Here is a 20,523-nt window from a genome sequence, read left to right on the forward strand (position 1 = left end):
ACGGGCGTTAGCCAACGTTCGGGCCGGCAATCGGATCGGCCATTTCCCTATCGGCGCTTCCCGCGCCTACACGAAAGCGACGCACACGCGTCGCAAGATCAAACTTTGGACGATCGCGCCGAACCATGACGCGCATGTCCTGTCACACCCCTGACGATCGCCGGCCCGCCCCCAGGAACCTTGCACAACGGACCTTTTCCCTACGCTTGCGTTATGTCATGCGCATGACAGGACGGCCGCCATTGCCGGTTTTTCTTCACTGATCGCGTCGCGAACAATCGCTGCAGCACCCGCTAACCAGCCTGACAGTCCTTTTCAAGGAGTGGCACCATGGCCGAAGCAACCTCCCGTCCGTCCCCGCCGAAAACATTGGAGCCCGAAACGTTGCGCAAGATGGACCGCTACTGGCGTGCCTGCAACTACCTCTCGGCCGGCATGATCTACCTGCGCGACAACCCGCTATTGCGTGAACCGGTCAAACCCGAACACATCAAGAATCGCCTGCTGGGCCATTGGGGCTCGGACCCCGGGCAAAGCTTCCTGCTGGTGCATCTGAACCGGCTGATCAAAAAGCTCGATCTGAACGTGATCTATGTCGCCGGACCGGGCCATGGCGCGCCTGCCACGCTGGCTCATTGCTACCTGGAGGGCCACTACTCGGAAATCTATCCTGACCGCAGCGAGGACGAAGCCGGCATGCAGCGCTTCTTCCGCCAGTTCTCGTTTCCCGGCGGCATCGGCTCCCATTGCACTCCTGAAACGCCGGGTTCGATTCACGAAGGCGGCGAGCTCGGCTATAGCCTGTCGCACGGCTACGGGGCGGCCTTCGATAACCCCGACCTGATCGTCACGGTGATGATCGGTGACGGCGAGGCGGAAACCGGACCGCTGGCCACCTCATGGCACTCGAACAAATTCCTCAACCCGATTCGTGATGGCGCGGTGCTGCCGGTTCTGCATCTGAACGGCTACAAGATCGCCAATCCGACGATCCTCGCGCGGATTCCCCGTGAGGAACTCGAATCGTTGCTGACCGGCTATGGCCACAAGCCGTATTTCGTCGAAGGCGACGATCCGGACACCATGCATCAGCAGATGGCCGCGACGCTCGAACAATGCGTCGGTGAAATCCGCGCGATCCAGCAACATGCTCGTGAAGCCAATGATGCAACGCGGCCGCGCTGGCCGATGATCGTGCTGCGCTCGCCGAAGGGCTGGACCGGGCCGAAGGAAGTCGACGGCCATCAGGTGGAAGGCTCGTGGCGCGCGCACCAGGTGCCGGTGCTCGATCCGGTCACGAATAGCAAGAGCCTGAAGCTCGTCGAGAGCTGGCTGCGCAGTTATGAACCGGAATCGTTATTCGACAAAGCAGGGCGTCTGGTCGAGGAACTGCGCGAACTCGCGCCTGAAGGCACGCGCCGCATCAGCGCCAATCCGCATGCGAATGGCGGCCTGCTGTGCAAAACGCTCGACCTGCCGGCGTTTTGCGACTACGCGGTAGCGGTGAAAAAGCCTGGCGGCTCGTACACGTCGCCGACTGAGGTGCTCGGCACGTTTCTGCGCGACGTCATGCGCAACAACATGACGAATTTCCGCGTGTTCGGCCCGGACGAAACCGCGAGCAACAAGCTGACGGCCATCTACGAGGCCTCCGAGAAAACCTGGCTCGCCGAAACCATGGCAAGCGACGCAGACGGCGGTGAACTCTCGGTGGACGGCCGCGTGATGGAAATGCTGAGCGAGCACACGCTCGAAGGCTGGTTCGAAGGTTACGTGCTGACAGGACGTCATGGGCTTTTCGCTACCTATGAAGCGTTCGTCCACGTGATCGATTCGATGTTCAATCAGCACGCCAAGTGGCTGGAGAAAGCGAAGCGCGATCTCGGCTGGCGGCAGCCGGTGCCCTCGATCAACCTGCTGATCACGTCGCTGGTATGGCGCCAGGATCACAATGGCTTCACGCATCAGGACCCGGGGTTTCTCGATGTCGTGACTAACAAGAGCCCGGACGTGGTGCGTATTTATCTGCCGCCCGATGCGAACTGTTTGCTGAGCGTCGCCGATCATTGTTTGCGTTCGCGCGACTACGTCAACGTGATCGTCGCCGACAAGCAGCCGCATCTGCAGTATCTCGACATGGATTCGGCCGTCACGCATTGCACCAAGGGCATTGGCATCTGGGATTGGGCGTCGACGGATCAGGGCGTCGAGCCGGACGTGGTGATGGCTTGCGCGGGCGATATCGCGACAATGGAAGCGCTTGCCGCCGTGCAGATTCTGAAAGAGCGTTTTCCCGAGTTGAAGATCCGCTTTGTCAACGTGGTCGATCTGTTCCGCCTGATGCCTGAACATGCGCATCCGCACGGTCTGTCCGATCGCGATTTCGATTCGTTGTTCACTACCAGCACGCCGGTGATTTTCAACTTCCATTCGTATGCGTCGTTGGTGCATAAGCTCACGTACAACCGCATCAATCACGGCAATCTGCACGTGCACGGCTACCACGAGAAAGGCAACATCAATACGCCGCTCGAACTGGCGATCATCAATCAGGTCGACCGTTTCTCGCTGGCGATCGACGTGATCGATCGCGTGCCGGCGCTGCGCGGTGTCGGCGACCACGCGAAAGAGTGGCTGCGTGGGCAGATCATCGAGCATCTTGCTTATGCGCATGCCGAGGGCATCGACAAGGAAGAGATCCGCAACTGGACGTGGAAGGGCTGAGCGGAGCGTGTCATGGCGACTCATGAGAAGACCGGCGAGCCGACGCAGACTCCAACTCCAACTCCAACTCCAACGATTCTGGTGTTGAACAGCGGTTCGTCGTCGCTGAAATTCGGACTGTTTGCGCGCTCCGGCGGCGACGAACAATTGCTGCTGGAAGGCAGCGCCGAAGGTATTGGGCGCGGCGACGGCAGCTTGCGCATCAAGTCGCCTGATGGCCGCGTACTGGTGCAAGAAGAGGATGTGCTGGAGTCGCAGACCGACGCGTTGCAGAAGCTCGCGCGCGTGCTTGCGGTGCAGAAGCACGGGCGTCCTGCTGCGGTGGGGCATCGCGTGGTGCATGGTGGGCCGCATCTGCGAACGCATCAACGTTTGACGGCTGAAGTCCGGCAGCGCTTGCAGGACGCCGTGCACTTTGCGCCCTTGCACATTCCACCGGCGCTGGCATTGATCGACGAGGCAACCAGGATTTTCGGCGACGCCGAGCATTTCGCCTGCTTCGATACGGCGTTTCATTCCACACTTCCGGCACGCACGGCGCAGCTTGCGTTGCCGCGCCGTTATGCCGAGGCCGGTGTGATTCGCTACGGCTTTCACGGGCTGTCGTATGAATCGCTGGTGGCGCGGCTCGGTGCCGATTTGCCGCCGCGAGCAGTCTTCGCCCATCTGGGCAACGGGTCGAGTTTATGTGCATTGCAGAACGGCAAATCCGTCGATACGTCGATGGGTCTCACTCCGACCGGCGGCGTACCGATGGGCACGCGAAGCGGCGACCTTGACCCAGGCGTGCTGCTGTATCTGATGCGCGTGGAGAAGCTCGATGCCGATGCGCTGGAGACGCTGTTGAATCGCCAGAGCGGCCTCGCCGGTTACGCCGATGGCGAAAGTGATATGCAGGCGCTGGAAAAGCGCGCCGCCGCGGGCGATGGGAATGCATCGCTGACGCTGGATGCGTTTGCTACGGCCGTGCGCAAGACGATCGGCGCCTATGCGGCTTTGTTGGGTGGGATCGATTTGCTGGTGTTCACGGGGGGAATCGGTGAACACAGTGAGGAGATTCGTAAGCGAGTGTGCGAGGGGCTTGCGTTTTTGGGGCTATCGGAAGGGGATTCAGCGGGGAAGGTGAGGGCGATTCACACCGAGGAGGAGAAGCAGATCGCGAGGCATTGCCGGATGCTGTTGCGAGCGAAAGCGGATTAGGGCAACTTCGCTTTGACGATGGCGTGATCAGAGACGCCGGTGACGCCGAACAGGCGGGAAACGTCTTCAAGTGCAGCGGCTCGTTGCTCGTTATGTTGAAGTACACCGAGCAGGGTGATGCGTCCGTGTGAGACTTTGACTTGCAGGGTGTTTGGGGGGACGGCCGTATCCCATGCCAAGCGTCTCGTGGCTTCTGCGGCGATTTGTTCATCAGTGAGCCGCATGCTTGGGTTGCTGCGCGTGACGGAGCGGGATCTGGTCATGGAGATTCCCTCGAGAGTGGACACCGATTGGACAACACTAGCAGATGTCGCTGGATTTGCCTTTGGCGACGCTTCCGGACCACCTGTCAGATCGAGTCCAGGCTAGTAAGCCTCATCGCAAAAGGGCGGCGGCCGGTTCGATGAACAACCGCGGCGGCGCGCGCAGCGCCGCCGGAAGTATGGCAGTAAGCGCCGCGCACGCAAACAAGCCCTATTGAATGGAACCCGCCAAAACCTGCGCCGTAGCCGCCGACAACGTCCACCCCAAATGCCCATGCCCGGTGTTATAAAAAACGCCGCGCCGTTTTCCGCGCCCGACCTTCGGCAACATACTCGGCAACATCGGCCTTAACCCCGCCCAAGGAATCACTTTCGAAGTCGACACCTCAGGAAAATACCGTCGAGTCCAGTCGACCAGCGGCGCAATCCGATCCGACCGGATATCCCGATTGAACCCATTGATCTCCGCCGTCCCCGCAACCCGGAACCGATCCACGCCAAGCCGGCTCGTCACGATCTTCGCGCTGTCGTCGAGCAAACTTACCCAGGGCGCGTTCTGCTGACTCACTTCATCATCGAGACATACGGTGATCGAATACCCCTTAACCGGGTAGACGTTCACGTGATCGCCAAGCATCGCCGCGAAGTCGCGGCTCTTCACACCGGCGCACACCACGATCCGCTCGAAAGCAAACTGTTGCGACTCACCTTCCAGATTGACCATCAACGAGAACCGTCCCTCAGCCGGCTGCTCGATCGCCGTAATTTCCGCGTCGTAGTGAAACTCGACACCATGCCGCACGCAAGCATCAGCCAACCCGCGCGTGAACTTGTGAATATCGCCAGTGGAATCGGAAGGCGTAAAAAACCCACCAAAAAAATCGCCATGCAACGTCGGCTCGATCGTGTGCAACTCGCTCGACGTCACCGGATTCCGGTCCAGCCCACCTTCGCGCAGCAGTTCATTCACCTTGCTGGCCGCATCGAATTCCTTGCGCGTCTTGTAGATGTGCAAAATGCCGCGCCGCTCCAGATCGAAGTCGATCCCTTCGCGCTCGGCAATCGAAAACAGATGCTCACGCGCAGCAATCGCGAGCCGCACCGTTTCGACAGTGTTCGTACGGTAATGCGGGATCTGCCGCAGAAATTCACGCATCCACGAATACTTGTGCCACGTGGGCATCGGATTGAGCAGCAGCGGGGCGTCGCGCGTGAGCATCCAACGCAAGCCCTTCAGCACCGTGGCCGCGCTGTTCCAGACTTCGGCATTGCTCGCGGACAGTTGGCCGCCGTTGGCGAACGAGGTCTCCATCGCCGCATAGCGATGACGTTCGAACACGGTGACGTGGTGGCCGCGCTGCGCAAGGGCGTGAGCAGTCGTAACGCCGGTAATGCCGGCGCCGATAATGGCGATTCGTGACATGACATGGTCCAGAGTAGTTGAGCATCACCGGTGTCGATTTCGTGTCGAAACCGGCGTCGATGCCCCATCTGTCCATGTACCTGAGAGTTTCTTCCTGTGAGCATATCGCTTGCGATGCAAGCGGTATGCAGGGAATCCCCTTCGGTGGGCGCGCACGGCGCCGCTCTCCAGATGTTCCAGCTACGCGGTCCTTTTGCCTGAGAGTTTCCGGGGCGGTTGCTCCGTCGGCGTCGTCACAATCCTCTGACGATCTCTCCCGCGCTGCATTGCAGAACGGCTCGACGATACCGGGCAATAAATTTCACCGCAAGTGTTTCTTTCGATGCAGCGCGCAATCGGCACAGTACGGTGCCATATGCAACGGCGCGTCCGCCCCACTGGCGCAATCAAAGCCATTCAACTGCCTATAGGGACTTTTTACGTGGGGGTTTAAGGCTTGAACCGGCGGCGTCGGCTATATTTGGCGGCATTGCCCGACTTCAATTCCCACAGGAGAACGCCGTGCCCGCTGCCACAACGCTGCTTGCCTTTGCCCTGGTCTCGCTCGGCATGGTGCTCACGCCCGGCCCGAACATGATCTATCTGATCTCCCGATCACTCTGCCAGGGGCGGCGCGCCGGGCTCGTGTCGCTCGGCGGCGTCGCGCTCGGCTTTGTGTTCTACATGTTTTGCGCGGCGTTCGGTATCACCGCACTGCTGTTGACGGTGCCCTACGCGTACGACGCGCTGCGTTTCGGCGGCGCGCTCTACCTGCTGTATCTGGCGTGGCAGGCGGTCAAGCCGGGCGGCCGCTCGCCGTTCCAGGTGCGCGACCTGCCGCACGACAGCCGCGGCAAACTGTTCACCATGGGGCTCGTCACGAACCTCGCGAATCCGAAGATCGCGGTGATGTATCTGTCGCTGCTGCCGCAATTTATTTCACCGGAGCACGGCAGCGTGCTCACGCAGTCGATCGCGCTGGGTTGCGTGCAAATCGTCGTCTCCGTCACGATCAACGCGTTGATTGCGACCATGGCAGGTTCGATCGCCGGGTTTCTCGCTGGGCGGCCGATCTGGCTACAGGTACAACGCTGGCTGATGGGCACCGTGCTCGCCGGTCTGGCCGTACGGATCGCGCTCGATTCGCGCCGTTAAGCCACGCGATCCAGACTCGCCTGAGTCTGCATCGCGGCCTTCCTCGCCGAGCATCGGTCAGTATCGACTACCATGCTCGTGGTGCATCACAGGCGGCCTGCCTGCGTCACGCTCACAGCGTCTTGTACATGATGGTGGTTGAATCAAGCCGCTCCTCCAGCGTGTCGCGGCAAAATTGCGGAATCACTCCGGCCGTCTGATAACCCAGCGAGGCATAGAGCGGCTCGGCCTTGTCGCCGGTGCGCGTATCGAGCGTCAGCAGGCTGCGCTGCAACTGGTGCGCACGGTGTTCCAGTTCCGCCATCAGCGCTTTGGCGATGCCCTGGCGGCGGAACGCGGGGTGGACCAGCAGCTTGCGCACCTCGGCGCGATGACGCTGGTTCGGCATCGTGTCGTAATCGAGTTGCACGGTGCCGGCGATCGCCTCGCCATGGCGAGCAACAAAAAGCACCAGCGCGCCTGCCCGCAGCGACGGCAGAACCTTGCCGCTCCAGAACGCCTCGCTCTCCTCGACGCTATACGGCAATACAAAGCCAACGCTCGCACCGTCATGGACGCAGGCACGCAGCAGCGCGCCGAGTTCGGGCAGATGGCGAACGAGGTCGTCGGCGGAAAAGGTCGTGATGGTAGTCGCGTTCATGGTGGCTCGAACTCAGACGATGAAGAGGATGTAGCGCGCCGCGCTATGCGAGGGCGTGACGAAAGCGCTGGGGCCGAACAACTGGTAGCGCAGACAGTCGCCGGGTTGCAGATCGTGACTTCGGCCGTCGACGGTGATCTGCAGTTGCCCTTCAAGCAGGATCAGATGATGTTCGAGGCCGGCTCTCGGCGACGCGTCGTATGTGATGCGTACGCCGGCATCGAGTTCGCACTCCAGCGCCTCGCCGCTCAGCGCCTGAGCGGGTGGCGACACGGAGCGGCGCCGGAAGCCGACGCTCGGGTCGACCCAGACCGGCTGCGCGTCGCGCGGCACCAGCGGCGCGAAGTCATCTTCGACCATGTGCATGAGACGCGACATCGGCAAGCCATAGGCGACGCAGAGCTTGCCCAGCACGCTCGCCGTGGGGCTCACGGCGGCGTTCTCGAGGCGCGAGAGGGTGGCGCGGCTGACGTTGCTCAGCTTGGCGAGATCGTCGAGCGACCAGTTGCGCTCGGCGCGTAATCCGCGCAGACGCTGGGCGATGCGGCGGTCGATGGCGTTGTCGTCGGCGAGTGTATTTTCCATATCCGGGAAATTATCTCGAATATGGGAATCCGTCAACGAAACAAAAATGCGCCGAATCGGATGCGAACACGGTCCGGGCACGCTTCGCCATTGCGGAGATTCGTACACTGCGAGCGGCCGGGCCGTTTATCATAGTGGCCACCAACTAAAACCCGCCGCCAGGCTGTGCAACGGTAAGGCACACCATCCACGAGACCCGGCGGCGCATGCCGCGACATCTTCTATGAACTCCACTCCCGACGCTGTTTCCCGTCCCTCCATCCGCGCCTTGACCTTGCTTGAGGGGCGCGTGCTTGGTGTGCTCGTCGAAAAGCAGCACACCGTGCCGGATAGTTATCCGCTTTCGCTGAACGCGTTGACCTTGGGTTGCAATCAGAAAACCGGCCGCGCGCCGGTGATGAATGCGACCGAAGCCGAGGTGCTGACCGCCATCGACGGATTGAAGCGGCTGAGCCTGGTGATGGAAGGCAGCAGCAGCCGTGTACCGCGTTTCGAACACAACATGAATCGGGTGTTGGGGTTGCCGAGCCAGTCGGCAGCGTTACTGACCACGTTGCTGTTGCGCGGTCCGCAGACCGGAGCCGAGTTGCGCTTGAACAGCGCGCGTCTGCATGGATTTGCCGACATCTCGTCGGTCGAGGCGTTTCTCGACGAACTGGCTGCCAACGATCCGCCGCGGGTGGTGAAGCTGGCCCGCACGCCGGGCGAGCGCGAAAATCGCTGGATGCATCTGCTATGCGGCGAAGTCAGCGCAAGCGATCTTGCCCAGCCGGGCGGGGACGATGAGGTCGTGCCGCTGTCGGCGTTCGAGGCGGTCAAAGCTGAACAGAAGCGGCTTGCCGACGAGGTGAGCCGGCTTCGGGTGGTGGTGCGGCGAATGGCTGCCGAGTTGGGGATTGAAGTTGAAGAGCTGGGTACGGGGGATTGAAACGCGATTGGTGATTGGCGGTTGGTTTCTCGCACGCTGCGAGCGCGCGAGAAACCAGAAACTAGAACTTGTAGTTCACCGAAGCGAGCGTATTGAGCTCGAATCTTTTTTCGGTAATCGGGCTATTCGCCGCGTCGTGCTCCAGTCGCCCGAAAGTCGCGGAAACCGAGCCATTCCAGTGCTTCGAAAAGTCGTAAGTCACCATGGCGTTCATGTGGACGTCCCGCACGCCTGCACTGGTGTTATACGTGGGCAAACCTGACGCCGCGCTTTGCTGCCCGGACACGCCGAAAAACGTCCGCGTATAAGTGCCATTCGCCCAGGTGAAGCCAGGTCCCACCGAGAACAACCAGCCGCCAACCGGCGCGGAAGCGACGAAATCCGTGCTGACTGTCGTCCCCTGGTGATGCCCGGCGATATCCTGGTACAACGCCACCGACCCGGTAAACGCCCACCACGTATAGTCGGCGAAGAGCTTCAGTTTCGGCCCGCCATTCACATCACCAAGTCCATGCAGGCGCGGATCGTCGGACTCCTTGCGCATCTGGAAATCGAAAGTCAGTGCAGCGCCCACGTGATAGGCAGGACCGCGCAGCACGTTCACGCCGAGCACGTCTGGGCCTTGCGAGAAAATCCGGTCGTCGTATGAGATGTCCAGCGCAGGGAACGGGAATACGCTCAACTGGCGGGACCCCGGGTACTTGGGCGTAATCACCACGCCAGGACCCACGCCGATTTTCCATTTGCTGTCGGTGGCCGCGCCGGTACTGGCGTCAGTCGTCGCGTTCGGACTTGCATCGTCCGCGTGGGCAGCATGCGCAGCGCAAAGGCCAAGCGCAGCGGCGAGCAGCAGCGACATGCGTGCGGGTTTGCCGAACCTGAGGGTGGTACGCAGCGAAACGCGCGTGGGCTTGCCGAACCTCAGCGTGGTATCCGCCGTCATGCGCGCTCCTTGCCAAGCGCCGCGAGTTGCCTGAGGCGTCGCGCCAGAGCCTTCGAGACGACCTGTTGTTTGCCGTCGTCGCCGCTATGGACGGCTTCGCTCTCGCGCAGAAACAGGGTGGTTTCGCGCGCGACGATTTCGCGCTCGTTGTCCGACGTAATCATGTGATACGAATCATCCAGCCAGATTGTGCGTAAAAAGGCTGCGCCGATATTCGTGGCGACAAAACGTGCATTGCGTGGGCTCGACGTCTCATCGTCGATCGCATGGACAATCAGGCAATCGGTCTTGATGTCGCGTACCTGCGTGCGCACGCTCGCGGCGAGGCGGCTCGCCTGGTGCAATGCCGGCAATGAAATCGTCGACGGACCGACTTCGCTGAAGTCACTGCGCTGCATCGCGCGGGCGATCTTTGCACGAAGCGCTTCGTTGCGCAGGCCGAACGGCGCCTCCTCGCGGTAGCGCCAGCGTTTGCGCATCGGCGTGAAGTACGCCCAGTTGAGCAGGAAACGATACCAGGGGATCGCCCAGCCGTCGTATGAGAGCGTCAGTGACAGCAATACAAGCGACTGCGCCCCTGGACGGCGATGCGCCAGTGCCAGCGCCAGGGCCGCGCCGATCGATAGCCCGCAGATCGAGACGCGGGCAAAGCGCTCGGCCAACGCGTCGTACTCGCGCACGGCCGCCTCGAGCCACGCCTCCATCGCTTCTTCTTCCGAGCCGGCGCTGTAGCCCGGCAGGACGGGCGCGCAGGTGGTGAAGCCCTCGGCGTTCAGATAGCGGGCGAGAAAACGCAATTCGAGCGGCGAACTCGACAGGCCGTGCAACATCAGCACGGCATGATCGTCGCCGGGTAAGAAGAGACTCGTCGGTTGACTCATGGATCAGGCTCCGATCCGTAGGACGAGAAACTCGCCGGCGTGGGTGGTGAACCGTTCGCACATGCACTCGGTCAGCTTCGACGGACCATCGCCACTTTTCAGGTGCACGCGATGGCTGCCGGGCCACAGCGCCTTGCTGAGCCGCTGGATGTCGTCGGGATCGACATCGGCGAAGCGCGGGCCCGGTGCAATCTGGTTGGGCAGGCGCGGCAGCACGCCTTGCGGCTTGACGTCGTTGCCCGGCTGTAACGCGTTGCGCTCGAGCGCCTGAATGAAAATGAACGTCCTGTGGTGATGGGACAGGTGGCGCAGCAGCCGGTGTGTTTCGTCGACGCCGCGGCGTGCCAGCATGCGTTCGTTATCGTGACGCAGCAGCATTTCATAGCGCGACTGCGCAACGGACGCGATCAGTTCGGCACGAAACTGCGAGCGGCGCAGGCGTTCGATCAGCACGATGACAAGCAGCGTCACCAACGGATACGAGACCAGCAGGACGAGGTCGGCGCGATCGAATACGTCGATGGTTGCGTAGGGCGGGACGAACAGATAGTCGGCGATACCCAGGCCGAGCACCATGACGGTAAGCGCCGGGGCCAGCCCGCAAAAGTACTCGACCAGCGCCGCCGCGATATAGAAGGCGGTGCCCGGCATGATCGGTCCCAGCAGCGGATGGAGCAACAGGCGTACTCCGCTCGCGATCGCCAATGCGGCGGCCGCGGTGAGCCAGACGCGGGTTCCCCGTGGTGCCCAACGACGGGCGTTTTGGACTTCCATAATCTTTTTTTAGGGAGCGATTGCGCTTCCCGATTGAGTGTGGCAATGCGCCTTAAAGCGCAGGTCGGACGATACCATAATCGGGCGGACGCCAAGGCCCGGAAAGACGTAAATACCGGAAGGCCGGGCGGGACTATCGTGTTTCGAATGAGTGGTGGAAAAACATGCCTGTAGATAGGGGTATTCTCACCACCGAGCATTGTGCAGGCAATGTCCTTAAGTGACCCTTAAGGGCCGCAAGGCGCGGCCTATATAGGCTGTCAGGCGCCTCAACAGGAATTGTGGTTGATCCCAGCAATTGAAACTGCATGGGCAAATGACACGCTGCGGGTCCCGCGCATATACATCAGCGGTCGCGTTGCTTCAATTGAAGTTAATGCCATTTACAAATGACACAGAACATTTACGACGACCCCGCATTCTTCGACAACTACAGTCAACCGGGTCGCTCAGGCATCGCGGCTTCGTCGCGGTTCGGCGGACAGGGTTCGCTGGGTGCGATAGAAAATGCGCGGCGGCACGTTCGGTGAATCTTCAGCGAGCCGGTCGAGTTCGTCGCGGATCGCGGTGAGATAGTGGCCATCGCGTGCGTCGGCGTCACCTGCGAAGATCGCTTCCAGCCTGCGCCGCACAGCGCCATAGCGGGCCCCCGCCGCGCGATGCTTTTCCGCACGCTCCGCATATCTGAGGAAGGTTTGCAGCGCGGCTGAGACCGCCGCCGCAACGCTCACGAAGCCCACGAAGATCCTGAGCGCCGGCGAGACGGCGGTCGAAGTCAGCGACGCAAACACGGCCGTCCCCACAAACGCGGTCAATGCGGTGACCAGCCAGCCGACGCTGCGGTCCCGCGCCGATAGCAGGTCGGCCATGTCGTAATGGCTCATCTGGGATTCACGCGCGCGCCGGATCCACTTCAGCAGAAGCTGGTCTTCGTCGACCGGGGGCTCGTAGGCGGTCGGGTTCTTCATCTCGCTCATCGGGGCTGTCCAGTATCGCAAGCGTAGCGCATGCGCCTGACGATACTGTGCCACATGAGTGCGACGCGCGGAAAGCCGCGGACCTCGCCCGGATCAGCCGAGCAGGTGACGTACCCGCGGAATCACTTCTTCGGCAAAAATGCGCATGTCAGTCTCGAACGGCTGGAATTGCAACATGAATAACTCGATCCCGGCACGATGAAAATCGGCGATCCGCTGCGCGACCGTGTCATAGCTGCCGACCAGTCCAGCCGCCGTGCCGCCGTTCGAACCCACGCGCGGCGTTTGCGCGAAGGTCTGGAACATCACCGCCTTGGGGTCGATGTTCGATTTCTGTTGCTCGCGTAGCGGGGCATCTTTTGCGGCCAGTGCGAACAGATGGGCGAGGTGCTGATCGGCGGCCTCGCCGGACTCACGAGCGATGACGAAGGCCGACAAACCAAAACGCAGCGGCTCGTGCGGAGCGGGGCGCTTGCGGCCGGAGACATCCGCGATCAACGCTTTGACGGCGTCCAGTGGCTGGCCGTTGATGAACCACACGTCGCCCTTGCCGGCGACCAGTTCCCGCGCCGGTTCCGATTCGCCGCCGACGTAGATGCGCGGACGGTTGCGAAACGGATCCGCGGGGCGCAATAGATAGTCATCCACATTAAAATGCTCGCCGCGAAAACGCGTACGCTCGCCGCGCAGCAAGGAATCCACCACTGTGATCCACTCGCGACCGTACGCATAACGCGCGTCGTGCTCCGCGAAGCCGATACCGGCGCGTTCCAGCTCAGGACGATTCCACGCGTTGACAAGATTGATCGCGAAGCGCCCGCCACTGATGTGTTCGATCTGCTGCGCCATCTTTGCCAACACCACCGGGTGATACAGATACGGCTTGATGGCGGCGATGATCTCGATGCGTTCGGTTAGCGCCGCGAGCGCGGCCGAGGCGGTCCACGCTTCGAGCTGATCGAAGTCGGGATTGTGCGGATTGATCGTATGTTGCGCGACCAGCACGGAATCGTAACCGAGCCGCTCGGCTTCGAGAACGAGGGCTTTGTTTCGCGCCCACGACGCGTCGTACGGTTCATCGGGGTCCTGCAGCGCGGCGCGGCTGCCATGAACCAGTGCCCAGACGCCGAAGCGGGGAGGGAGTGTCGACATAACGCAGAAATCTCCACGGTGAAAGCGTGCGCTTCAAGTCGCATCAAACTTCGAATGATGAGCGATACCGCCGCCACGCGTTCCAATTTCTACCCATATCGATCGATGAAATCAGTCTTTGGCCGTGTGTCATTCTTTTATATATTCAGCGATTCCGCATACCCACTTCACATGGATCTCGATCGATGCCCCTCGCTTTCTCCGGCTCCCGAAGCCTGCGACGCCTCTGCGTATGCCTGACGTTGATGGGCGGCGTGCTGTCGACCGACGTGGCATGCGCCAACGAAACGGTGTCGATCAGCTACCAGCGCTCATCGACGCTGTTCATTCTGTTGAAGCGAACTGGCGCCCTCGAGAAGAAGCTCAACGCGCTCGGCTATGACGTGAGCTGGCACGAGTTCTCGACGGGCCTGCTGCAGTCGCTCAACGCCGGCAGCGTCGATCTGCATGCGGATGTGGCGGATGCCTTTGCGCTCTTTACGCAGGCCGCCAATGCGCCGCTGACCTATTACGCCGAAGAGACCTCTGCGCCGACCGCCCAGGCGATCATTGTGCCGCCGGATTCGCCGATTCATTCGGTGGCGGACCTGAAGGGCAAACGTGTGGCGGTGTCCAAAGGTTCGGGCTGCAACTTCCTGTTGCTGAGCGCTTTGGCTAAAGCGGGTCTGACGATCAACGATATACAGGTGCGCTATCTGGAGGCGCCCGACGCGCTCGCCGCTTTCCGCGGCGGCAATATCGATGCATGGGCCATCTGGGACCCGTTTCTCGCGGCCCAGCAGCGTGAGGCGCATGTTCGTGTGATCGCGAACGGCAGCGGCGGCGTCGCTCAATACAACCGTTTTTATACGGCGACAACGACCTTCGCTGACAAGCATCCCGATGTGCTGCGCGTCGTATTCGACGAATTGAACACGACGGGCAAGTGGGTCAAGGCACATCCCCAGGAAGCCGCACAGATTCTCGGGCCAGTGTGGGGCAATATTCCTGAACCGACTGTCGAATTGGCCAATAGCCGTCGCAGCTACGACATCGTGCCGGTGAAACGCGATCAATTGGCCGAACAGCAGCGCATCGCCGACACGTATCGCGCCGCGGGGCTGATTCCCGCCACTTTGAAAGCGACGGACATCCGTATCTGGACGCCCTCGGCGAAGTGATCTGAGGAACCTGTTGGATCCAGCGTCGAACCAGATTCCTGCCGGGCAAAAAGTTCTAAGGCCGCGTGAGCGGCCTTAGTCGTTTTAGCGCGCCGGGTGCGCCGCGGCATAGGCGGGCACCTCGACCTGATACTTTTTTACAGCTGAGCAGCCGCCGCGGAGACTTCCGGATTCCGCGCCACGCCAAACCTTTCCTTGTGCGCAGTTCCATTCAGATAGAAATCACCGATAGCGGCTTCGCGGATGATTGCCGGATTGTGCGACGCCAGCACACGCGCATTGCGCCAGTACCGATCGAAGCGGCGCGTCTCGCTGGTCGCCGATGCACCGCCCACTTCGAACAACAAAGTCGCCGCTTGCAGGGTTTGTTCGATGACGATCTGCTGCGCCTGGAAAGTCTGGATGTCGAGGCGCACATAGGTCTGTTCGTCAGTGCGGCCTTCCTGCCGCGCGACCGACACTTCATCGATCGCGCTGGCTAGCGAAGCGCTGATGCTCTGCGTCGAGTACGCAAGGCTTGCAAGCCGGCCGACTACACGATGCACCAAGGGATTGTCGCGCGGGCTCGATTCACCCGGAATGCCGAAGGTTCTCGTTTTACCTTGTGTGAACGCCACCGCATCGCGCAGTGCCGCGCGACTGATACCGGCAAGGTTCGCGACATGCAGTGCCTGATAGTACGCAGTAAGCAGACTGTTACGGCGTGGTTCGGACGCGTTATATCGGCGGTACAGATTGTCGAGTGAGACCGGCACGTGATCGAAACGTGCCGTGCCGCTACCGGTCAGACGCTGCCCGAAACCATCCCAATCGTCGATGCGGGCGAGCCCTGGCGCATCGGTTTTGACGAGTACGCGGACGTCGCTTTCGCCGTCGTGCGCGGTAACGTCGACCCAGTCGGCGTAGAGCGTGCCTGTGGTGTAGTACTTCTCGCCGTCGAGATGCCACGCACCGTCGCTTTGGGTGAGACGTACGCTGTTGTTGGTCACGCCGGTGCGTTCGGAAACGGCGCCGCCGATAATCTGACCTTGTGCGATACGCGTGAACCATCGGTCACGCAACGATTCATCACCATTTTCCAGCAGCGATTCAATAAATCCTCCGTGCACGCGCAGGATTTGCGGAAGGTTCGAGTCCGCTTCGCCGAGACGCGTGACTAACGCAAAGAACGCTTTCAGCGAGATGCCTTCGCCACCGAAGCGCCTGGGCACGCGCAGTTTGGTGTATCCGGCTTCGCGCAGCCATTCCACCGGCGCGTAGGCCAGTTCCCGATTCTGTTCGCGTTCTACTGCACCTTCGGCGATGCGGGCGAATACAGGTGCGAAGCGTTGGGTTAGTTCGTTTTCGCCGAACGGGTCTGCTGCATCTGCGGTGGTGGGATTCGGGGATGCGTGCGATTCAGATGTTGGCATGAGTTCTCCAGAGCGGGCCGGGCGCCGAGCGCAATCTGAGAACGGTACGGGAGGGGAAGGGGGTGGGCAACCAAGTATTTGGTTGATTCTTAGAACGGGGAGTGAAATGGTTTTTTTGCCTGCGCGGCGCTTGTTTGTCTGTGTGCCTGGGCTTTGGCCTTTCCTTGTTTTGTTAGTGGTCTATTAGCGTTGCCCCTGTGCGGGGCGGCACCTACTTCTCTTTGCCGGCTGCAAAGAGAAGTAGGCAAGAGAAAGCAGCTCAAACCGCTAATGCTAAGCGGGGCCCGTGGTCTGCCACGGGTAGTGGTGCATCTGGAATCCGTGTTCTCGCGCATTCGGCGTTAGTGACAAAGGATTCATCAGCCCCCACTCCGCACAGCGTGCGTCGCGGACGGGTCTGCATGGGAAACCACAGGCTTCGGTTGAGGTTTGTGGGGGCCGTCGGCTTCGCCTCGACGAGGCGCTGCAGCACTCACCCGGAACCCCCATTTCAAACGATGCGTCGGTGTACTGCAATCATCGTCTCGGTCACAGTCACAGCTGCGGTAGGCGATTGCGGTTGCCGTTCTAATCACAATCGCGGTGGTGACGCAGTGACGAGTCGCGGTTCGGTGGCGAGGCGCGGGCGCCAAAACGCAGTGGTCGGTTCTATGAAGTACGCTTCGGCGCGCGCAGCGCCGCCGGAAGTATGACTCCCTTGTCACTGGCGTATGCAGGGGCACGAACACAGATTCCAGATGCACCACTACCCGCAGCAGACCACGGGACCCGCTTAGCAGGAGTGGTTTGAGCTGCTTTCTCTTGCCTACTTCTCTTTGCAGCCGGCAAAGAGAAGTAGGTGCCGCCCCGCACAGGGGCAACGCTAATAGACCACTAACAATGCAAGGAAAGGCACCAAGGCCAGAACAAGGAAAAGCCAACACCCCAGGCAAACAGAAAAACAAGCGCCGAGCAGGCAAAGAAACGTTACTTCACCCGCCGACGCCCCAACCCCCGCACCGCGAGCAAACACAAAACCATAACCGTGAGCGACAAGACCGTGGTCATCGTCCCAAGCGCATAAATCACAGGCGTCGTCACCGACGTGGTAAGACCCTGCAATTCGAGCGGCAAGGTATTCTGATCTCCAATCGCCTGCGAGGTACGCGCAATCTCATCCCATGAAAGTGTGAAACCAAACATTGCGACGCCGACAACCGAAGGTCCGATGATAGGCAAAACAACGTGCCGGAAGCTCTGCCACGGCGTGGCGCCAAGATCCCGCGAAGCCTCTTCATAAGCAGGATTGAAGCGGTTGAACACAGCAAACATCACGAGCAAACCGAACGGCAGCGTCCACGTCAAATGCGCACCCAGCGCCGACGTGAACAAGCCCATCGACGTCGTATAGGTATCGGCAAACGACTGATACCCCCACGCGGAAGCGAGATACTTCACACCGTTATCGAGCAACCGGAACGTCAGCCCGATCCCAAGCGAAACGATAATGGACGGCATGATCAGACTGGCGACCGAGACGTAAAAGACCGCCGTATCCCCGCGAAACCGCCGGCGAAAAGCCAATCCGGCTGCCACCGAGAACAGCACCGTCAACACTGTCACAGCCAGCGCGAGCCGCACTGATCGCCCAAATGCACCCCAGATGTCGACATCGCCGACGCCGTCACGCAGCGCGGCAAACCAGTGCAACGACACGCCACGCATCGGAAACGTCAGCCCGCCCTCGGGTCCCTGAAACGAAAGAATGAAAATCGTAATGACCGGTCCATAGAGGAACAGGACGAACAAGCCGAACAGCAACGCGAGCCAGTAAAAGCTGGCCGGCCGACGCTCCCGATGTTTGAGGCGAATGGCCTGCATCTTCACAGCTCCTTGCGGATATCGACCACCCGCGTCAGACCCCACACGATCATCAACACGACAGCCAGCAGAATGATCGCGTTGGCTGCCGCGGCGGGAAATTGCAGGTAGCCGGTCTGGACCTGAATGATCTTGCCGACCGATGCGATCTGCTGGCCGCCCATCACGCCGACGGTCAGGAAATCGCCCATTACGATCGTGATCACGAAGATCGAGCCGATCACAATGCCGGTCTTCGATAGCGGCAACACCACGTCGCGAATCACTTGCCAGCCGCTCGCCCCCGCATCGCGTGCCGCTTCGAGCAAGGAGCGGTCGATCCGCATCATCGCGTTGAAAATCGGCACGATCATGAAGAACGTATAGAGGTGCACGAACGCCAGCACGACCGAGAAGTTCGAATACAGCAGCCATTCGAGCGGCTGGTCGATCAGATGCGCGCCCAGCAGTGCCTGATTGACGAGCCCGTTACGGCCGAGCAACGGCATCCAGGAAATCATGCGGATCACGTTCGACGTCCAGAAGGGAATCGTGCAGACGAGGAACAGGATTGTCTGCATGCTCGTCGTGCGCACGTGGAACGCGAGGAAGTAAGCGATCGAAAAACCCAGCAGCAAGGTCACGGCCCATACGATCGCGCAGAACTTGAGCGTCGACCAGTACGTTTTCAAGGTCACACAGACGTCCGTCATCGACGAACAGCCGTTGAAAATCGCCGCGTAGTTTTTCAACGTGAACGCCGGGATGATCTGGTATTCGTTGAAGTCCCAGAAACTGACGATCAACGTGATGGCCAACGGCACGATGAAAAACAGCAGGAACGTGAGCGAAAGCGGCGTCGCCTGCAACCATGCCGGCGCGCGCCGGTGTTTGACGGGCTCATCCTGCGCGTGAGAGGGAAGGTCGATCGTTGCCATGGGCGGATATCAGTGGAAGCACTTTTGCGGCATGACCGCGTCATCGAAGAACTGCCGGCATGTCATGCACCGGCAGTCCGGCATGCGATTCAGTCGCTCAAGCCACGCTCAAGCTGCGATGAACTCGTTCCACTTCTGAACCATGTAGATGTTCTCGTCCATCACCGCATTCCAGCAGGCAATCGCCCCCATGCGCTGGTTGTACGAGCCACCGTCGCGCACCGTGCCGGTTTTTTCGAGCAACTGGCCGTCAGGTGCCTTGATATCCTGCGCGGCAGCTTTGCCTTCGATCCAGTAGTCCCATTCGTAAGGCTGCATGTGCGTTTTCGCCGTCTCGAGCACGCCGGAGTAATAGCCTTGACGCATCAGGTAGGCGCCTGCCCACCCGTCCTGGAACCAGTTGACGAACTCGTACGCAGCGTCGAGTTTCTTGCCTTGCAGCGAGCGCGGAAAGCCGAAACCTGACGCCCACGAACGATAGCCTTCCTTGAGCGGCTGGAACTTGCACGCGACGCCCATGGTGCGTACTTTGGTTACGGCCGGCGACCACATCGACTGGATCACCACCTCGCCCGACGCCATCAGGTTCACGCTTTCGTTGAAATCCTTCCAGAACGCGCGGAACTGGCCGGCGCGCTTCGCTTCGATCAGGATCTTGATGGTCTGGTCGATTTCGGCCTTGGTCATGTTGCCTTTGTCGCCGTACTTCACGTGACCCATCGCCTCGATCGCCATTGCCGAATCCATGATGCCGATCGCGGGAATGTTCAACAGCGCCGCCTTGCCCTTGAATTGCGGATTGAGCAGTTCGGCCCAACTGTCGATCGGCCGCTTGATGAGGTCGGGACGGATGCCGAGCGTGTCCGCGTTGTATGTGGTCGGGATCAGCGTCATCCATTCGGTCGGCGTTGCGGAGAATTCCGTGGAGCGCGGGCCGGTCAGGAACATCACCTTTTTCGGCGCGGTGCCCTGATCGCCGATCTTCTTGCCGTTCACTTCACCGCGTGTCAACACCGGCGTGATCTTGTCGGCGAGCTTGATACGTTTCGCGTCCATGCCCGCGAGCGTGCCGGCCGGGATCAGTTTCTTGAGCGCGAAATATTCGGTGTCGACAATGTCGAACGAGTTAGGCTGCGTGATGATGCGCTTGGCCACGTCGTCAGTCGTCACCGGCACGTATTGAATGTCGATGCCTGTGTCTTCCTTGAATTTCTTCGCGATGTCGGCGCTCTGGTTCACCGCCGTGCCGAGGTAGCGCAACGTGATCTTCTCCTGCGCATGCACGTACGGAAAACCGGCAATGCCGGCCGCCGCCACAGCGCCCTTGATGAACGTGCGGCGTGACAGGCCCTTTTCCTTCAGATCGGATGCGGCCGCTGCCGGGCTCTCGTTCGCTTCACTCATTGCCTTCTCCTCAGTTGACGTTCGTTTGATGCGCGCTTGATGTTCGATCAGCGCCTGTTTGTCGTTCAGTTGAAGCTCGGTTCACGCTACTCGTTCAGAGACGTTCTTTGCGCCGCCATGTCGCGCAAGGCAGAACACAACCGCGC

At 60.8% G+C, this 20,523-nt stretch carries 18 protein-coding genes and 1 riboswitch; of the genes, 5 read left to right on the forward strand and 13 right to left on the reverse strand.

Features of this window, described 5'->3' with window-relative positions; genetic code table 11:
- The first annotated feature begins 330 nt into the window (after positions 1 to 330).
- The gene (locus P3T25_RS05590) at positions 331 to 2,724 is read left to right on the forward strand and encodes a phosphoketolase family protein (RefSeq protein WP_429357672.1); all 2,394 of its coding nucleotides are present in this window, start codon (positions 331 to 333) and stop codon (positions 2,722 to 2,724) included.
- Between the two features lie 12 nt (positions 2,725 to 2,736).
- Entirely contained in the window at positions 2,737 to 3,924 is a 1,188-nt protein-coding gene (locus tag P3T25_RS05595) for an acetate/propionate family kinase (RefSeq protein ID WP_429357673.1), read from the forward strand.
- On the opposite strand, the gene P3T25_RS05600 is transcribed toward P3T25_RS05595, so the two are convergent.
- Both P3T25_RS05600 and P3T25_RS05605 read right to left on the reverse strand, forming a co-directional pair.
- Positions 3,921 to 4,187 carry a BON domain-containing protein gene (locus P3T25_RS05600; protein ID WP_154560439.1) on the reverse strand — a complete coding sequence of 89 codons (267 nt, stop codon included), beginning with the start codon at positions 4,185 to 4,187 and terminating at the stop codon, positions 3,921 to 3,923. The genes P3T25_RS05595 and P3T25_RS05600 overlap by 4 nt on opposite strands.
- Positions 4,188 to 4,398: 211 nt before the next feature.
- Entirely contained in the window at positions 4,399 to 5,610 is a 1,212-nt protein-coding gene (locus tag P3T25_RS05605) for a D-amino acid dehydrogenase (RefSeq protein ID WP_429357674.1), read from the reverse strand.
- 175 nt (positions 5,611 to 5,785) lie between these two features.
- Positions 5,786 to 5,879, reverse strand: a riboswitch (glycine riboswitch).
- Positions 5,880 to 6,111: 232 nt separating this feature from the next.
- Here P3T25_RS05605 and P3T25_RS05610 point away from each other — a divergent pair.
- Positions 6,112 to 6,744 carry a LysE family translocator gene (locus tag P3T25_RS05610; protein ID WP_168435690.1) on the forward strand — a complete coding sequence of 211 codons (633 nt, stop codon included), beginning with the start codon at positions 6,112 to 6,114 and terminating at the stop codon, positions 6,742 to 6,744.
- Between the two features lie 112 nt (positions 6,745 to 6,856).
- Here P3T25_RS05610 and P3T25_RS05615 read toward each other — a convergent pair whose 3' ends face one another.
- Both P3T25_RS05615 and P3T25_RS05620 read right to left on the reverse strand, forming a co-directional pair.
- A complete protein-coding gene (locus tag P3T25_RS05615) occupies positions 6,857 to 7,384 on the reverse strand; it encodes a GNAT family N-acetyltransferase (RefSeq protein WP_154560437.1) in 528 nt (175 codons plus the stop codon).
- Positions 7,385 to 7,396: 12 nt separating this feature from the next.
- Complete coding sequence (locus tag P3T25_RS05620; protein WP_154560436.1) at positions 7,397 to 7,969, reverse strand: helix-turn-helix domain-containing protein; 573 nt, start codon at positions 7,967 to 7,969, stop codon at positions 7,397 to 7,399.
- A 223-nt stretch (positions 7,970 to 8,192) separates the two neighbouring features.
- Between P3T25_RS05620 and P3T25_RS05625 the strand changes: the two genes are divergently transcribed.
- Positions 8,193 to 8,897 carry a YceH family protein gene (locus P3T25_RS05625; RefSeq protein ID WP_154560435.1) on the forward strand — a complete coding sequence of 235 codons (705 nt, stop codon included), beginning with the start codon at positions 8,193 to 8,195 and terminating at the stop codon, positions 8,895 to 8,897.
- Between the two features lie 61 nt (positions 8,898 to 8,958).
- Here the strand turns inward: P3T25_RS05625 and P3T25_RS05630 are convergent, their stop codons facing one another.
- The 5 genes from P3T25_RS05630 to P3T25_RS05650 all read right to left on the reverse strand — a co-directional run bounded on the left by P3T25_RS05630 (position 8,959) and on the right by P3T25_RS05650 (position 13,624).
- On the reverse strand, positions 8,959 to 9,756 hold the full coding sequence (locus tag P3T25_RS05630; RefSeq protein ID WP_154560504.1) for a MipA/OmpV family protein: 798 nt from the start codon (positions 9,754 to 9,756) through the stop codon (positions 8,959 to 8,961).
- Positions 9,757 to 9,836: 80 nt separating this feature from the next.
- Complete coding sequence (locus P3T25_RS05635; protein WP_154560434.1) at positions 9,837 to 10,721, reverse strand: alpha/beta hydrolase; 885 nt, start codon at positions 10,719 to 10,721, stop codon at positions 9,837 to 9,839.
- A 3-nt stretch (positions 10,722 to 10,724) separates the two neighbouring features.
- Positions 10,725 to 11,495, reverse strand: a complete 771-nt coding sequence (locus P3T25_RS05640; protein ID WP_154560433.1) for a DUF4118 domain-containing protein — start codon at positions 11,493 to 11,495, stop codon at positions 10,725 to 10,727.
- A 449-nt stretch (positions 11,496 to 11,944) separates the two neighbouring features.
- Entirely contained in the window at positions 11,945 to 12,463 is a 519-nt protein-coding gene (locus tag P3T25_RS05645; RefSeq protein ID WP_266239323.1) for an SLATT domain-containing protein, read from the reverse strand.
- A gap of 102 nt (positions 12,464 to 12,565) precedes the next feature.
- Complete coding sequence (locus P3T25_RS05650) at positions 12,566 to 13,624, reverse strand: LLM class flavin-dependent oxidoreductase (RefSeq protein WP_154560432.1); 1,059 nt, start codon at positions 13,622 to 13,624, stop codon at positions 12,566 to 12,568.
- 185 nt (positions 13,625 to 13,809) lie between these two features.
- On the opposite strand from P3T25_RS05650, the gene P3T25_RS05655 reads away from it, so the two are divergent.
- Positions 13,810 to 14,784 carry an aliphatic sulfonate ABC transporter substrate-binding protein gene (locus tag P3T25_RS05655; protein ID WP_429357675.1) on the forward strand — a complete coding sequence of 325 codons (975 nt, stop codon included), beginning with the start codon at positions 13,810 to 13,812 and terminating at the stop codon, positions 14,782 to 14,784.
- Between the two features lie 137 nt (positions 14,785 to 14,921).
- On the opposite strand, the gene P3T25_RS05660 is transcribed toward P3T25_RS05655, so the two are convergent.
- From P3T25_RS05660 to P3T25_RS05675, 4 genes are all read right to left on the reverse strand, one after another.
- The gene (locus P3T25_RS05660) at positions 14,922 to 16,196 is read right to left on the reverse strand and encodes an acyl-CoA dehydrogenase family protein (protein WP_266239288.1); all 1,275 of its coding nucleotides are present in this window, start codon (positions 16,194 to 16,196) and stop codon (positions 14,922 to 14,924) included.
- A 966-nt stretch (positions 16,197 to 17,162) separates the two neighbouring features.
- Positions 17,163 to 18,056 carry an ABC transporter permease gene (locus P3T25_RS05665; RefSeq protein WP_154565884.1) on the reverse strand — a complete coding sequence of 298 codons (894 nt, stop codon included), beginning with the start codon at positions 18,054 to 18,056 and terminating at the stop codon, positions 17,163 to 17,165.
- Positions 18,057 to 18,058: 2 nt separating this feature from the next.
- A complete protein-coding gene (locus P3T25_RS05670; RefSeq protein WP_154565885.1) occupies positions 18,059 to 18,973 on the reverse strand; it encodes an ABC transporter permease in 915 nt (304 codons plus the stop codon).
- Positions 18,974 to 19,081: 108 nt separating this feature from the next.
- Positions 19,082 to 20,377 (reverse strand): ABC transporter substrate-binding protein, encoded by a 1,296-nt coding sequence (locus tag P3T25_RS05675; RefSeq protein ID WP_154565886.1) that lies wholly within the window; start codon positions 20,375 to 20,377, stop codon positions 19,082 to 19,084.
- Positions 20,378 to 20,523 lie beyond the last annotated feature (146 nt).

The sequence above is a fragment of the Paraburkholderia sp. GAS32 genome, from assembly GCF_050434225.1.
Lineage (GTDB): Bacteria > Pseudomonadota > Gammaproteobacteria > Burkholderiales > Burkholderiaceae > Paraburkholderia > Paraburkholderia madseniana.